Source organism: Rufibacter sp. LB8 (genome assembly GCF_014876185.1).
In the GTDB taxonomy this organism is placed as follows: domain Bacteria; phylum Bacteroidota; class Bacteroidia; order Cytophagales; family Hymenobacteraceae; genus Nibribacter.
The window spans coordinates 214874-230853 of the sequence record NZ_JADALJ010000001.1 but is presented as its reverse complement, the minus strand read 5'-3'; the positions used below and the strand labels follow the sequence as shown (position 1 = coordinate 230853).

General features: G+C 52.3%; 9 protein-coding genes. 8 read left to right on the top strand and 1 reads right to left on the bottom strand.

The annotated features are described in order from the left end of the window. Positions 1 to 217 precede the first annotated feature (217 nt). The 3 genes from gltB to IMY23_RS00975 all read left to right on the top strand — a co-directional run bounded on the left by gltB (position 218) and on the right by IMY23_RS00975 (position 6894). A complete protein-coding gene (gene gltB / locus IMY23_RS00985) occupies positions 218 to 4720 on the top strand; it encodes a glutamate synthase large subunit (protein ID WP_192820260.1) in 4503 nt (1500 codons plus the stop codon). Continuing rightward, positions 4720 to 6174 carry a glutamate synthase subunit beta gene (locus tag IMY23_RS00980; RefSeq protein WP_192820259.1) on the top strand — a complete coding sequence of 485 codons (1455 nt, stop codon included), beginning with the start codon at positions 4720 to 4722 and terminating at the stop codon, positions 6172 to 6174. The genes gltB and IMY23_RS00980 overlap by 1 nt, the downstream gene beginning before the upstream one ends. A 522-nt stretch (positions 6175 to 6696) precedes the next feature. Continuing rightward, entirely contained in the window at positions 6697 to 6894 is a 198-nt protein-coding gene (locus IMY23_RS00975) for a hypothetical protein (protein WP_192820258.1), read from the top strand. 85 nt (positions 6895 to 6979) lie between these two features. On the opposite strand, the gene IMY23_RS00970 is transcribed toward IMY23_RS00975, so the two are convergent. Next, positions 6980 to 8260, bottom strand: coding sequence for a DUF6600 domain-containing protein (locus tag IMY23_RS00970; RefSeq protein WP_192820257.1), 1281 nt, complete (start codon positions 8258 to 8260; stop codon positions 6980 to 6982). 933 nt (positions 8261 to 9193) lie between these two features. Here IMY23_RS00970 and IMY23_RS00965 point away from each other — a divergent pair. The 5 genes from IMY23_RS00965 (at position 9194) to IMY23_RS00945 (ending at position 15809) form a co-directional block, all read left to right on the top strand. Further along, the gene (locus tag IMY23_RS00965) at positions 9194 to 9661 is read left to right on the top strand and encodes a MarR family transcriptional regulator (RefSeq protein ID WP_192820256.1); all 468 of its coding nucleotides are present in this window, start codon (positions 9194 to 9196) and stop codon (positions 9659 to 9661) included. Between the two features lie 73 nt (positions 9662 to 9734). Then, the gene (locus IMY23_RS00960; RefSeq protein ID WP_370589771.1) at positions 9735 to 11090 is read left to right on the top strand and encodes a TolC family protein; all 1356 of its coding nucleotides are present in this window, start codon (positions 9735 to 9737) and stop codon (positions 11088 to 11090) included. Positions 11091 to 11115: 25 nt separating this feature from the next. Continuing rightward, positions 11116 to 12177: an efflux RND transporter periplasmic adaptor subunit gene (locus IMY23_RS00955; protein WP_192820255.1), complete on the top strand. Its 1062-nt coding sequence runs from the start codon at positions 11116 to 11118 to the stop codon at positions 12175 to 12177. A 33-nt stretch (positions 12178 to 12210) separates the two neighbouring features. Beyond that, entirely contained in the window at positions 12211 to 15396 is a 3186-nt protein-coding gene (locus IMY23_RS00950) for an efflux RND transporter permease subunit (protein WP_192820254.1), read from the top strand. 158 nt (positions 15397 to 15554) lie between these two features. Further along, positions 15555 to 15809 (top strand): acyl carrier protein, encoded by a 255-nt coding sequence (locus tag IMY23_RS00945; RefSeq protein ID WP_192820253.1) that lies wholly within the window; start codon positions 15555 to 15557, stop codon positions 15807 to 15809. Positions 15810 to 15980 lie beyond the last annotated feature (171 nt).

Below are 15980 nucleotides of genomic sequence, written 5' to 3'. Positions count from 1 at the left end.
TACATTTTTTTGATTGATGGATTTTTGATAACCTTAAAAAAAACGAAACTGTTTTCGGCTTGATTTTTAAAAAACAGGCAGAAAACAGAAATTTTACTACTAATTCATCAACCTAACAAACGTTTTGTTATTATATTTTATCATTTCACAGTTGATAATTACAAAATTTATCTTTTAATTACTCTTTCACTCATCCTTTAAAGGGAGAATAGAGTCAATGAAAAGGGTACCCAAAAAGAATCAAGGGCTGTACACGCCTGAGTTAGAGCACGACTCCTGCGGCGTTGGCTGCGTGGTCAATCTTGACGGACAGAAAAACCACGCCACCGTAAAAGACGCCCTCACCATGCTCAAAAACATGGAGCACCGCGGCGCTACCGGCAGCGACCCCGAGACCGGCGACGGCGCCGGCATCTTAGTGCAGTTGCCCCATGAATTTTTCAGAAAAGAATTAGCGGAATTCGCCATCACGCTCCCTCCTTTGGGTTCTTACGGCGTGGGCATGGTCTTTTTTCCGCAGGTTTATGAAGTCCGGGAGAAAGCCCGCAAAGTATTAAATGCCTGCCTCCGCAACCTGGGCCTGAGTTTGATTGGCTACCGCCTGGTACCGGTGAACGGCCAGGTGCCCGGCCACGGTGCTAAAGCCGTGGAGCCTTACATTGAGCAGGTATTTGTGCAGCCCATTGACCCGTCCATCAAAGGCGATGACCTGGAACGCAAGCTGTTTGTGCTCCGCAACCTCATCAGCAACGAAACCAAGAAAAACGTACGCGGCGAGAACGGCTTGTTCTACATCGCCAGTTTCTCCAGCCGCACCATCATCTACAAAGGCCAGCTCAAGACAGATCAGCTGGAGAAATATTACCATGACCTGCGCCACCCCGAGTTTAAATCGGCGATAGCCGTGGTGCACTCGCGTTTCTCCACCAATACCTTCCCTAACTGGCGCCTGGCCCAGCCGTTCCGGTTCATTGCCCACAACGGTGAGATTAACACCATTAGGGGGAACGTGAACAAAATGAAGTCAAAGGAAGCACTCATGTCCTCTCCGCTGTTCACCGCCGAGGAGATGAAGTGGCTCATCCCTATCACCAACCCAGAGGATTCTGACTCGGCTAACCTGGATGCCCTGGTGGAGCTCTTGACGCTTTCTGGCCGCCCCCTGCCCCACGTGATGATGATGCTGGTGCCCGAGGCCTGGCAGGACAATCCCCACATGGACACCTACCGCAAGGCCTTCTACAAATTCCACGCGTCTCTCATGGAGCCATGGGATGGTCCTGCCGCCCTTTTCTTCACCGATGGCACCCAGATTGGCGCCACTTTGGACCGCAACGGCCTGCGCCCCGTGCGCTACTGCGTGACCAAACAAGGACGCCTGATCATGGCTTCAGAGGCCGGTGCGCTGAGCGTGGACCCCAAAGACGTGATCAAACGTGGCCGCCTGCAGCCCGGTAAAATGCTCCTGGCCGATATTTCCCAGAACCGCATTTTTGAGGACGAGGAAATCAAGGAACTGGTCTGCAATGACAAACCGTACTATGACTGGATCCAGAAAAACCGGATAAAGCTCCGCCTTCGGCCAGAACCGAAAGTATTGCTCCAACCCTGCTCACCGGAAGACCTGCGCCAGCGCCAGAAAGCGTTCGGCTATACCCGCGAGGACCTAAAAATGCTGGTGGAGCCCATGACCGCCACCGGCTATGAGCCCGTGGGCAGCATGGGCTCAGACACGCCCTTGGCCGTTTTATCAAGACAGAGCCAGCATGTGGCCAATTACTTCAAACAATTCTTCGCGCAGGTAAGCAATCCGCCCATTGACTCCATCCGGGAACGGTTGGTGATGTCGCTTTTCACCCGCGTGGGCGAATCGCAGAATATCCTGGCGGAAACCGAAGCCCACACGCGGCAAATCCATATTTCACAGCCGGTCCTGGACCCGGTGGAATTCCAGAAGTTGGTGTTCCTTAAGGAAGAAGGCTTTGAGCATGAACTGATTGACGCCACTTTTTCCATTAGGGAAACCGGCAACCTGCAACTGGAGATTGACCGCATCTGCGCCGAGGCGGAAAGAGCGGTACGAGCGGGCAAGAAAATCCTGATCATCTCTAACCGTAAGATTGAAGTCCAGCGGGCCGCCATTCCGTCTTTGTTGGCCGTAGGCGCCGTGCACCATCATCTAATTGAGAAACGCCTACGCACTAAAGCCGGTCTGGTGGTTGAGGCCGGCGATGCCTGGGAAACTCACCATTTCGCTACTATTATTGGTTACGGAGCCAGCGCGGTGTATCCGTTCCTGATCTATGACACCATCAAGAGCCTGCATGATCAGCACAAACTAGACAATGCGCAGCCTTATACCGCGTACTTTGACAATTTCATCAAAGCGGTAGACAACGGTTTGCTCAAAATTCTGTCCAAAATGGGCATCAGCACGCTGCAGTCATACCAAAGCTCCCAGATCTTCGAGATTTTGGGCCTGGGCCAAGAAGTGATTGAGAAATGTTTCAAAGGCACCGTTAATCGGCTGGAAGGCCTAAACTTTGAAGACCTGGAACGTGAAACCCTCACCAAACACCAAAGTGCGTACCCAGACCTGGAGAACTTGCTGGAGTCCGGCGGTTTCTACCAATGGCGGCGTGACGGCGAAGAACATATGCTCTCGCCCAAGGTGATCCATTTGCTTCAAAAATCCACGAGGCTCAATGATTTTCTCCTATATAAAGAGTATTCCAAGGCCATCCGGGAGCACCACCAATCCACCATCACGCTCCGCAATTTGTTTGAGTTCCGGAAACGGCAGTCGGTGCCCTTGGATGAAGTAGAACCGGTATCGGCTATTCTAAAGCGTTTCGCTACGGGAGCCATGTCGTTTGGTTCTATCTCTTATGAAGCGCACAGCACCCTGGCCGTGGCCATGAACCGCATTGGCGGCAAGAGCAACAGCGGCGAGGGCGGCGAAGACGAAGCCCGCTACATCAAACGCCCCAACGGAGATTCTGAGCGCTCACGGGTGAAACAAGTGGCCTCCGGCCGATTTGGCGTGACCAGTCACTATTTGGCCAACGCCGATGAAATCCAGATCAAGATTGCGCAGGGTGCCAAACCCGGCGAGGGCGGACAGTTGCCCGGCCACAAGGTTGACCACTGGATTGCCCGCGTGCGCTGCTCCACGCCCGGTGTGGGCTTGATTTCGCCTCCGCCCCACCATGACATCTACTCCATTGAGGATCTTAAACAATTGATCTTTGACGTAAAGAATGCCAACCCCAAAGCACGCATCAACGTGAAATTGGTGGCCGAGGCGGGCGTAGGTACCATCGCCTCCGGTGTGGCCAAAGCCAAAGCTGATGCCATCATGATTTCCGGCGCCGATGGAGGTACGGGCGCAAGTCCGCTGAGTTCTATCCGGCACACCGGTCTGCCCTGGGAAATTGGCTTAGCCGAGGCGCACCAGACGCTTATCAAAAACAACCTCCGCAGCCGCGTAACTTTGCAAACCGATGGTAAAATACTGACAGGGTATGACCTGGCGGTAGCCACGCTTTTAGGAGCCGAGGAATACGGTGTAGCCACGGCCGCCCTGATTGTGGAAGGCTGCGTGATGATGCGTAAGTGCCATTTAAATACCTGCCCGGTCGGCATCGCTACGCAAAACCCGGAATTACGCGCCCTTTTCACCGGAGACCCGGACCACGTAGTGAACTTGTTCACGTTCCTAGCCATGGAACTGCGGCAGATCATGGCCTCACTAGGTTTCCGGACCATCAACGAGATGGTGGGCCAATCGCAGATTCTAAAGATCAGAACCGACCTGAACCACTGGAAATTGAAAAACCTGGACCTCTCTCCCATCCTGCACCAGGAATACGTGCCGCGCAACGTGGGCACCTACAAGCAGATTGAACAGGACCACGAGATAGCCAAAGTGCTGGACAAAAAACTGATCCGAGACCTGAAGAAAGGCAACACCGATGTGGAATACCGAATCATCAACGTGGACCGGTCGGTGGGAACCATGCTGTCCTATGAGATCTCCAGGACCTTCGGGAAGCACGGTCTACCGGAAGATTCATTTAAGACCACGTTCTATGGGTCGGCGGGGCAAAGCTTTGGGGCGTTTTTGGCCCCGGGCCTTTCTTTCCGGTTGCGCGGCGAGGCCAATGACTACCTGGGCAAAGGCCTTTCCGGGGGCAAACTGATTATCCAGCCTTTTCAGAAAACGCAGTACCTCGCGCATGAGCACATCATCATCGGCAACGTAGCCTTATATGGAGCCACGTCCGGCAAAGTGTATATCAACGGTTTGGCTGGTGAGCGGTTCTGCGTGCGGAACTCCGGGGCCGAGGCCGTAGTAGAAGGTATTGGCGACCACGGCTGCGAGTACATGACCGGCGGCAAAGTGCTGGTGCTGGGCGAAATCGGGAAAAATTTTGCAGCCGGTATGAGCGGCGGCATGGCCTACCTCTACGCCCCAGACCCAGCCCACGTGGACCAGTGCAACCTGGACATGGTAGGCCTGGAAACTCCTGACGCCGGGGATTTTGTCTGGATTGAGCAGAAACTGCAGGAACACGTGGCTTACACGGGCAGCGTGCTGGCACAGGAGTTCTTGGCCAATTGGGACACGCACCGCGCCCATTTTGTAAAAGTAATGCCGCATGACCTGAAAAAGGCCTTGCAAGAAATAGAATTGGAAACAGAAAAAGCATTGGTGTAATGGGAAAAGCAGACGGATTCCTGAAATTTAACCGTGAACTGCCGGGCACCCGCGACCCCAAAGCCCGGGTGAACGACTCTAACGAGATCTACCTTCCCTTTCCAGAAGAGAAAACCAAGATCCAGGCCACGCGCTGCATGGACTGCGGCATTCCCTTTTGCCACAACGGCTGCCCGCTGGGCAACCTGATCCCGGATTTCAACGATGCCGTGTCTGAAGGCGATTGGGAACGGGCCATAAGAGTCTTGTACAGCACCAACAACTTTCCGGAGTTTACGGGCCGTATTTGCCCGGCTCCCTGTGAGAGCAGCTGCGTCTTGTCCATCAACAAACCGGCCGTGGCCATTGAGCACATTGAAAAGGCCATCGCGGAGAAATCCTTTGAGTTGGGCTTGGTGAAACCGAATCCACCGCTACAGCGCACCGGCAAAAAAGTGGCCATTGTAGGTTCCGGTCCGGCTGGTTTGGCGGCGGCCGCTCAGTTGAACCAGGCGGGCCACAAAGTGACAGTGTATGAGAAAGACGAGAAAGCCGGTGGCCTGCTACGCTACGGCATTCCGGATTTCAAGCTGGAGAAATGGACCATTGACCGCCGGCTGGCTATTCTGGAAGAGGAGGGCATCAAATTCAAGTATAACCAGCGTATTGGTGAGGAAACCACCCTCAAGAAACTGTACCGGAAGTATGATGCCGTGCTGCTGGCCATCGGGTCTACCAAGCCGCGGGCCATCGCCATCCCGGGCAACCATTTAAAAGGCATTCACTTCGCGATGGATTACCTGGGTTTGCACAACCGGCGGGTGGACGGCGCTCAGATTGCCCCTGAAAACGACATCAACGCCTTCGGGAAACACGTTCTGGTGATTGGCGGCGGCGATACGGGCTCAGACTGTGTGGGCACGGCCAACCGGCATTTTGCCAAGTCCATCACGCAGTTGCAATACCGCTACATGCCCAGCACCCAACGCCACCCCAACAATCCCTGGCCCGAGGAACCGGTTACGTTTTCAACGTCCTCCTCGCATGAGGAAGGCTGTGAGCGGAGCTATGGCTGGCTCAACAAAGAATTTATTGCCGATGAAAACGGGCACGTAAAGGGCTTGCGCGTAGTTGAATTAGAATGGAAAAACCAGTCTGAATACACGGAGAAACCCAACAGCGAACGTATTTTGCCTTGTGATCTGGCTTTAATTGCCATAGGCTACGAACGCCCGGAGCACGATGCTTTCTCAGCCAACTTCAAATTTGAGTACGACCGCCGCGGCAACTTTAAACTCCAGGACTGGCAAACCAACGTGCCTGGCATTTTCTCCGCCGGAGATGCCTGCCGCGGGCAATCCCTGGTAGTGTGGGCTATCTCAGACGGCCGCGAAGCCGCCCGGGCCATTGACGTATATTTAATGGGCACCTCAGATTTACCCAGTAAGGAGTTGTCTAAGTACCAGTTGCTGTAGAACAAGCCCCCCTTTATTTTATCAAACCGACACCCTCATTTATAGAAAATCCCTGTTCCTCATAATAAAGGGCAGGGATTTTTTTGTGGAATTATAATTAAGAGTCTGCCTGTTTTCGGGCTCATTTAAGGAAATGAGCCCGAAAACAGAAATTAGTTTTTATAAATTCAGTCAACAGGACGGTAAAATTTTAAGAACATTTAGGCATCAAACAGGATTTAATCCTTTAATGAAAACCAATTCATGTTACGATTAGCCTTTTTTAAGTCTTTTTTTAAGAATAAACTCCATCAAAACGCGTTTAATCTAGGCTAACACTCTTAAACAGGCTTAAAAGCGCATGTTACGTTTTAACCTGTTCTTTCCTCTTTTATCATTCAAGGTCCAGATACATTTGTACATACCTATTGACAACTGACAAAAGAAACCGGCCCCCTATCATCTCCCCCAGTGATACTGGTTTCTTTTGTCAATAGGTATTCTTTGTTCAATGTTCGTTTTTAAGAAGTAGGAAATCAACCAATGCCGTATCTGTTAAAACTTCTATATTACCGCAAAGCACAGCACAAAAGCCTGACGGTCAAGAATGTTTGGCGGTCTTTTTTGGCCCTGGTGCTGCCTGCTGACCAAGAAGATTATTCAGCGGCCGAGGTATGGGCGTTCTACCTGCTGGTGCTGCTGGCGGTGGCTTTACTGCTGGTAGTGGTCTTCTTTCTGTAATCACATAGCATCCCCCATTATTTTAGGCACAGAAAAAGCCGCACTCTCTGGAGTGCGGCTTTTTCATTTTCACTGAATTTCAAGGTTAGTTTCTGGTTCTTCTTCCACCGCCAGTGGAGCTGGCCGGGGCTTCTGAGCGCGGGGCCGGGGTAGACCGGGGCGCCGGAGCTACTTCTGACCTTGACCGAGACACAGGTGCTGCCTGGCTAGGCGCTTCCCGGGTTCCTCTGGGCGAATAACTTCCCTCTGGTCTGGGCGCCGGTTCTGTACTTCTGGCGGGCCGGGTGCTGTTCACGTCTGAAGTACGGGTACGGGGTTGCGGAGTATTCTGCTCTGTTGGTTGCGCAGTGCCGGGGGCAGGGTACATTCTTCTGCCAGATTCACGCTCCCTTACCGGGGCAGGGCTGGTTTCCTGGTCACGGGTGGCCGGTACAGATTCTGTTCTGGTGCGGGTGCGGGTTCCCGTTGGCGCGGCGGTGGCCTCAGAGGTTCTAGTGGTAGTTATGTCACTGCCCGCTCCTGAACGGTCTAGGGTGGTGCGGTCTCTGCGGCCGCTGGTGTTGCCGGTATCTGTTAATGTTGAGCGAACAGCGTTCCGGTCACGGGCTTCTACCTGGGCGGGGGCTTCGCGCTCCCGGCGGCTGGTTTCTACCTCTGGCCGGTAAATGCGCACCGAATTGTCTGCCACTGAGGTTCTGCCCGGGCGAGAGTCGTTAGAAACGCGGTGCACGGTTACCTTGCGGTTGGTGGCGCGCTCAATGTCCTGGGTTCTGGGCCCATACACGTATTTGCGGTTGTCGCGCTCATAGTAGTTGTTGATGATGGTGGTGTTGTGGTAGATATTGACCACGCGGGTTCTGGGCACGCAATAAGAGTAGATGCGCGGCCTTGAAATATACATGACCGGTACAAACACCCAGCGGTTGACAGGCACTATGTAGGTCACGCGTGGGCCCATGGGCGCCCAGCCGTAATACCCGTTGCTGTGGCGCCAGTCTACCCAGGCGGGTCCCCACTCATTGCCCGGAATCCAGAGCCAGCCGTCATAGTCGTCATAAACCCAGCGGCCATAATGGAACGGGGCCCAGCCCCAGTCATAGTCTGAGACCCAGGTGTTGCCGTATTCGGTCATGACCCAGTGGCCCCGGGAGGCGTACGGCTGAAAATCGCGCTCCACGCGGGGCGACCACACGTAGCCGTATTCGGCGTCCTGGATCCAGCGGCCGTGCGGGCTCAGCTGATCATAGAACACCTGGAAGGAAACCCGGTCGCCGGGCCGGGCCTGGGCTTGCTGAGAAGTCAGGCCGCTGAACGCTAGAAAGGCCACCAGCCCCAGCGCCCACAGGTTGTGCAGAAGTGTTTTCATGGGTATCTGTTCGTTAAAAGTACGGGATGCGCGAACAGCCGGGCAAGCGCCTTGGCCTGGTTTTTCGCTTGCTTCTAAAAAAGCAAACACCTTGCCTAAAATTACGCTTCCTCTATATAATTCAATAACGCCCTGATTTTCTTTGAATAATAACAACCAACGAGATACCATCCCTGTTTTCGGGCTCATTTTCAGAAATGAGCCCGAAAACAGGGGAACACCCTTTTACCTCACAGAGACGAAGGAAAACAATAGCCAGCAATTTGGGTTCTCCTGCTGTGCTCCACTGATTTTGCCATAGGCCAGCCCCTAAAAGTCCTTCAACAAGTACGGGCGAGGAAACCTGCTTGTGGTATAGTTCTTGCAGTAAAGCATTTAATTGTCTGAAGAGGTTTCTTTCTGAATTTAATTTAGCGATCTTACGCTAAGTTCCCGCAAAATGCGTTAGAACAGAAACTCCAGGGCAATGGCCTTCTCCCGTAGGAGATAGTCCGTTTTTTGTTTGACCCTTTACTTTTACCTGAGACCACCATGTTCCGTTCCGTACATATGTCACTTGCAGAGTTGTTGACAGAATTAGTTTCTAAATTGATGGGCCGTAAACTGCAGCCCGTGCCGGTACCCGTCCGGAACGACTGCTAATATTTCTGTGGTTGTATGTTCCTGCCTGCCAGGAGGACCATCATCTGTGAACAAGAGAGCCATTTCCTGCGGGAGGTGGCTCTTTTCTGTTTTGGGGCTCATTTCTGGAAATGAGCCCTAAAACAGAAAAAAACAGGAAAACTTAAGAAACATAAATTGGTTTTTACCCTACCTTCGCGGCCGGAAAAAGGAACTGAAAAAAAAGATATAAAATTTAGTTCTCAAAATTAAGAACTAAAGAAACTAACTCTTACCTTTGCAGCGTTCTTATTCCAAACCAACTCAAGAACCGTGGCTATTTTAACCTCAGAACAAAAACAGCTTATTGAGAAAATGGGCATTTACCATGAGCAGCAGGGCTTTCCGCCGGTGACTGGCCGGGTAATGGGGCTGTTGTACATCTCAGACCAACCACAGCTCAGCTTTGAGGAAATCATTGAGGCCCTCAACATCAGCAAGAGCGCAGCCAGCAATGCCCTCAACCTGCTGCTGCAAATGCGCCTGATTGAGTACACCACCTTCTCCGGTGACCGCAAACGGTATTTCAGCGCGCTGCTGGAGAACTGGCACCAGGAAGTGGTGAGCAAGATGAATTCCATTCTACGGTTCAGCAAGCTCATGCGCCAGGCCAATGAACTGCGCGGCGACGCCAACCTCGAGATGAACAAGCGAGTGCTGGAGCGCATTGAGTTCATGGAGTTCCTGTCACAGGAAGTGCCCGCGCTGCTGGAGAAGTGGCTCAAAGACCGGAAAGCCTAATTTTTTTACCCGTTTGGTTCTATTATTTCAGAACTAAACAATTAGATACAAACCAAATAATAATTCTAAAACCGTGATAAAGAAGCAATTACTACTGAGTTTCCTGCTGACGCTAGCCCTGAACCTCAGTTTTGCACAGACCCAACCGCAGGGCAAGGTATTGACGCTGCAAGAGGCGCTCACTTTTGCCAGTACCAACAATATTGCCGTGCAGCAAGCCCAGTTAGATGAGCAGGGCGCCGAGTACCGCATCAGTGAGACCAAGGGTTCCGGCCTTCCGCAGATCAATGGTACCGGCCAGTTGAGCGTGTACCCGTCTATTCCGGTGCAGCTTTTGCCTGGTGAGATCATTGGCCAGCCTGGCACCTACGTTCCGGTGAAATTCGGGCAGAAATACAACGCTACCGGCGGCCTGGAACTGTCTCAGTTGATTTTCAGCAAGAGCTATTTTGTAGGCCTGGAAGCGGCCGCCACTACCCGTGACTTGTACCGCCTGCGCACCCAGATGAGCAAAGAAGACGTGCTGTATAACGTGGGCTCAGCGTATTTGCAGGCTTTGCAGACCAAGGAGCAGTTCAACACCATTGAGGCCAACTACAACCGCCTGGTACAGCTGGAGAAAATCCTGACCCTGCAGTATGAGAATGACTTCGCGAAAAAGGTGGACGTAAGCCGCATCACGGTCAACAAAACCAACCTGGAGAACCAGCGCGAAGCTTTGTCGGCGGCCTATGAGCAGCAGAAAAACGCGCTCAAGTTCTTCATGGGCATGCCCATGGACCAGCAGTTTGACCTGGCCGCAGACGCCTCGTTGACTACCACCGTGCTGCCGCTCACCGCCAATGCCCAGGAAGTGCTGGCCAACCGTACTGACTACCAGGCCTTGCAAACCCAGAAGAAACTGTATGGCCTCAACGTGGAAAACATCAAAGGCCGGGCCTTCCCTTCCTTGGCAGGTTTCGGACAGTACACCTACAACGCGCAGCGCCAGGAGTTCAACTTCTTTGACACCAGCCGCCCGTGGTTTAACACGTTTGTGTTAGGTGTTAAACTGAACATTCCCATTTTTGACGGCTTCCAGCGCAGAAATCAGGTGAAACAAGCCGAACTGGAAGTCAGAAAGACCGACCTGAGCATGCAAAACCTGGCACTGAGTACGCAAATGGGCCTTGACAACGCCTTAAAGCAAATCAACTCCAGCCAACTGACAATTCAGAACCAGGAGCGCAACGTGAACCTGGCCCAGGAGGTCTATGACACCACCAACCGGTTATATAAAGAAGGCCTTTCGCCGCTGACAGATTTATTGGAAGCCGAAGCCAGCCTGCGGGTAGCCCAGACAGATTTGAACAATGAACGCTTGAAATTTAAAATCGCGCAGCTGAATTATATCAGGGCCCGCGGCGAAATCAACAACCTAATCCAATAACACTTACCCAGGACACTCTAAAAAAATGAAAAAACTTCTTTATATCCTGATTGCCGTTCTGATCATAGGCGCGGTCGCCTATACCTTGAACAACAATAAAAAGGAAATGACCGAGGCTGCCGCCGTTGCTGAAATCAAGAGCGAAGCCATTCCGGTGACCTTAACCGAGGTTTCCTCTGCCAAGCTGGACAAGTCGTTCACGGCGCAGGGAAATTTCAAGCCCGTGCAGAGTTTGACCCTGGTGTCTGAGATTTCTGGCCAGATTCAGAAAGTGTACAAACGCAAAGGCGACAAAGTGCGCGCCGGTGAACTGCTTTTACAAGTGGAAGATAACACCAGCGCCGCCAACCTGGCCACCGCCAACGCCAACTACCAGAAAGCCCAGAAAGACCTGGAGCGCATGCAGAACCTGATTGCCGGTGACGCCGTGACCAAACGCCAGGTAGAGGAAGCCCAGATCAACGTGAACGCCACACGCGCCCAGTTGGTAGCCGCCCGCCAGAACCAAGGCAACACCCGCGTGACCGCGCCCATCAACGGCGAGATTAACGAGATGTACATTGAGGTAGGATCATACCTGAACGCCAACGCCGGCACCAGAATGTATGACATCGTGAATGTAGACCGCCTCAAGCTGAACGTGAAAGCCTCTGAGTCTGAAGTGCTCTTGATTAGCCGTGGCCAGAAAGTGAAAGTGACCGCCAACGCCGGTGGTGCCCAGGAATACGAAGGCACCGTGACCGCCATTGGTGCGGCCGCAGACGCCAGCCTGAAGTTTGACGTGGAGATTGAAGTGAAAAACACGGCCAACAACAACCTACGCGCCGGCATGTACGGCACTGCTTTCTTCTCGGTAAATGCCCAGCGTGACGCCCTTTTATTACCGCGTGAAGCTATTGTAGGCAGTATTCAAGACCCAAGTGTGTGGGTTGCGAAAGACAACAAAGCCAGTTTGCGCAAAGTGAAAGTAGGTGTTGTAACCCAAGACCAGGTAGAGATCCTGGACGGCATTCAGCCGGGTGAGCAAGTGGTACGCAGTGGCCAGATTAACCTGCGCGAAGGCATCCAAGTGACGCCGCTTAAGTAATTACCTTTTCTTTTTACAGAAGAAGTTTAGAAAATGAACATAACCAAAATATCTATACAGCGGTCAACCCTGGTAGTGGTGGTCTTTACAGTCCTCACGCTCCTGGGCGTTGTCTCCTACAACTCCCTCAACTACGAGTTGTTGCCCAAGTTCAGCCCGCCGGTATTGACCATTACCACGCTGTACCCTGGCGCTTCGCCGAATGAGGTGGAGAACTCGGTGACCAAAGAGATTGAAGACGCATTGTCTGCCCTGGAGAACGTGAAGGAGATGAAAGGAACCTCTTTAGAAAGTTTTTCCATCATCACCATCCAATTAAACCAAGGCACCAACGTGGACTTGAGCTTGCAGGACGCCCAGCGGAAGATCAACGCCATTCTGGCCCGTTTGCCTGAAGACGCTGATCCGCCCACGCTGAACAAGTTTGACTTTGATGACTTGCCTATCATTAAGATGGGGGCCACGGCCAACCTGCCGGCTACCGAATTCTTCGACCTGATTGACAAGAAAATCAAGCCAGAGCTTTCCCGCGTACAAGGCATGGCCCAGATCAAAGTGTTGGGTGGTTCTGAGCGCGAGATAAAAGTGAACATAAAAGCAGATAGACTGGAAGCCTACGGCATCTCCATCCTGCAGGTGCAGCAGCGCATCAAGAACTCCAACCTGGATTTCCCTACCGGTAGAATCAAGAACGAGAACGGCCAAACCCAGCTGCGTTTAGCGGGTAAATACCAGAACCTGGACCAACTGCGCAACCTGGTCATTAAATCTGACCAAAGCGGAACCGTGCGCTTGTCTGACCTGGCCGAGGTGCAAGACACCCAGAAAGACGTGGACGTATTGAGCCGTATTAACTCCAAAGCATCGGTGGGGATTACCATCCAGAAGCAGTCAGATGCCAACGCCGTAGAGGTGAGTGCGCAGACCAAGGCTGCTTTGGCCAACCTGGAGAAAATCTACGAAAAAGAAGGCCTGAAATTCAACATCGCCTCTGACAGTTCTGACTTTACCCTGGAAGCCGCTGACTCCGTGATCCATGACTTGGTGATTGCCGTGATCCTGGTGGCCGTAGTGATGCTCTTGTTCCTGCACTCGCTGCGGAACGCCGTGATTGTAATGGTGTCTATTCCGGCGTCATTGGTGGCTACGTTTATTGTCATGTTCTTACTGGGCTATTCCCTGAACCTGATGTCGCTTTTGGCACTCTCGCTGGTGGTGGGAATTCTGGTGGATGACGCCATTGTGGTGATTGAGAATATTTACCGGCACATGGAAATGGGCAAAACCCCGGCGCAGGCCGCCTATGACGGTATCAAAGAAATCATGGCCACCGTAACCTCCATTACTTTAGTAATTGTGGTAGTGTTTGTGCCGATTGCCTTGTCTACTGGTCTGGTATCAGACATTTTGCGGCAGTTTGCCGTGGTAGTGGCCGTAGCGACCATGATCTCCCTTTTCGTGGCCTTTACCTTGATTCCGTTGCTGGCCAGCCGCTTCTCTAAGCTGGAGCACGTGTCTGACAAAAACATGTTTGGCCGCTTCATCCTGTGGTTTGAGCGCAAACTGGACAACATCATTGACGGCTTCACGGCTACCCTGAAATGGGCGTTCAACCACAAGTTCATCACGCTGGGCGTAACGTTCCTGCTGTTGGTGGCCTCGTTCATGCTGGTGCCGTTCGGGTTTATTGGTAGTGAGTTTATTCCGGCGGGTGACCGCGGTGAGGTAAGCTTGCAGCTGGAATTGCCCAAGAACTCCACCGTGGAGCAGACCAACTTCGCCACCAAGCAAGTAGAGGAATACCTGCGCACCATACCAGAAGTAACCCGTGTGTTTACCACCGTAGGTACCACGGCATCGTCACAGGCAGGTCAGACTTCGGCTTACCAATCTGAACTTTCTGTGGCTCTGGTTGACGTGAAAGAGCGTCTGTTCAGTACGCAGGAATTCAGCCGCCAGGTGAAAGCCGATATTGAAAGCAAGCTGCCTAACGTGGAAGTGACGCCGGTGCCGGTAGGCTTGGTAGGAAACGCCCAGGCACCTATCCAGATCGTACTGTCTGGTTCTAACCTTGACACCCTGATTGCCTTCTCCAAACGCGTAACCAACGTGGTAGAAGGCGTGCAAGGAACCGTTGACGTGGAAGTGTCTGTGGAAGGCGGTAACCCTGAGATTGAGGTGGTGGTGGACCGCGACAAGATGGCCAGCGTAGGCATGACCCTGGAAAGCGTGGGTGCCGGTATGCAAATGGCGTTCTCCGGAAACACAGATGCTACTTTCCGCTCCGGCACTGAGGATTATGACATCAACATTCGTCTGGATGAGTTTGACCGCCGCAACGTAACCGACATTGCCAACCTTTCCTTCATCAACAACCAGGGCAGGGTGGTACGTTTGGGCCAGTTCGCAGATGTGAAACAGTCTACCGGACCTTCACAGCTGGAGCGTACCAACCGTGTGACGTCTTTGAACGTGAACTCGCAGGTAATCGGTCGTCCGTCTGGTTCTGTGGGTGCTGATATTCAGACTAAGATGGCCGAGGTGAAAGTTCCGAACGGCGTAACCGTTGACTACGCTGGTGACCTTAAAAACCAGAGCGAAGGCTTCGGTACGTTGGGGATTGCCTTACTGGCATCTATCATCTTCGTGTACCTGATCATGGTGGCGCTGTATGACTCTTATGTGTACCCGTTGGTGGTGTTGTTCTCTATTCCGTTGGCTATTATTGGGGCCTTGCTGGCCCTGGCTTTGGCCGCGCAGTCACTGAGCATCTTCTCCATTCTGGGGATTATCATGATGATTGGTCTGGTAGCCAAGAACGCCATTATGGTGGTCGATTTCACGAACCAGATGAAGAAGGAAGGCCATGACGTGAAGAGCGCCCTGATTGAAGCGGTGAGAATCCGTTTCCGCCCAATCTTGATGACCACGCTGGCGATGGTGATTGGTATGTTACCGATTGCCTTAGCCGGTGGTTCAGTAGCCGCGACCAAAAACGGTCTGGCCTGGGCCTTGATTGGCGGTCTGAGCTCGTCTATGTTCCTGACCCTGATTGTGGTACCCATTATCTACTATGGATTTGACCGTATTCTGGCCAAGTTTGGCTGGGACAAGCAAACCGAGATTGTTTTGATTGATAAAACCGCCGAAGAACTGGAGCGCGAAACCGCTGAGTTAGAGGCTAAAAAAGAACAGCATGGCCACGCAGCCATTGCCTAAGTACATACCACCTAAGAATGAATGATGATAAAAGGCGGGCGCATTTTGCGCCCGTTTTTATGCTTTCCTTTTCTGGAGCCAACGGGTAGAAATACCTGGCTTTCAGCTGTTATATAATTTTACCCCAACCATATTCTTAACTTTTACTACCCTTTAATATGATTACCGCAGAAAGATCTTCCATTGCCCGGAAGGTCATCACCATCATCAGCAACCTTAAGAAAATACGTCCCGCACGCTTAAAACCCAACGCCAACCTAAGCCAGGATTTCGGGTTTGACACCTTTGATTTGGTCAGCGTGATTTGGGAACTGGAGAAGCGTTTCAAGATTGAGATTCCAGACGAAGTACCTCTGAATACCGTGGGCGACGTGGTGGCTTACGTCTCCAGCCAATTGCAGGGCCGCAGGTAAGAGAATGTCACTCGCTCGCCTCTGGCGCGTGTGGGCTACCAAGAAAAAAGGCAGGCGTTACGTCTGCCTTTTTCCGTTTTCGGGCTCATTTCCAGAAATGAAGCCAAAAACGGAAACCTTCGGCAAAAACAATTCTGGCCACATGACAATGATGCCTGGCAAAACTTCTAT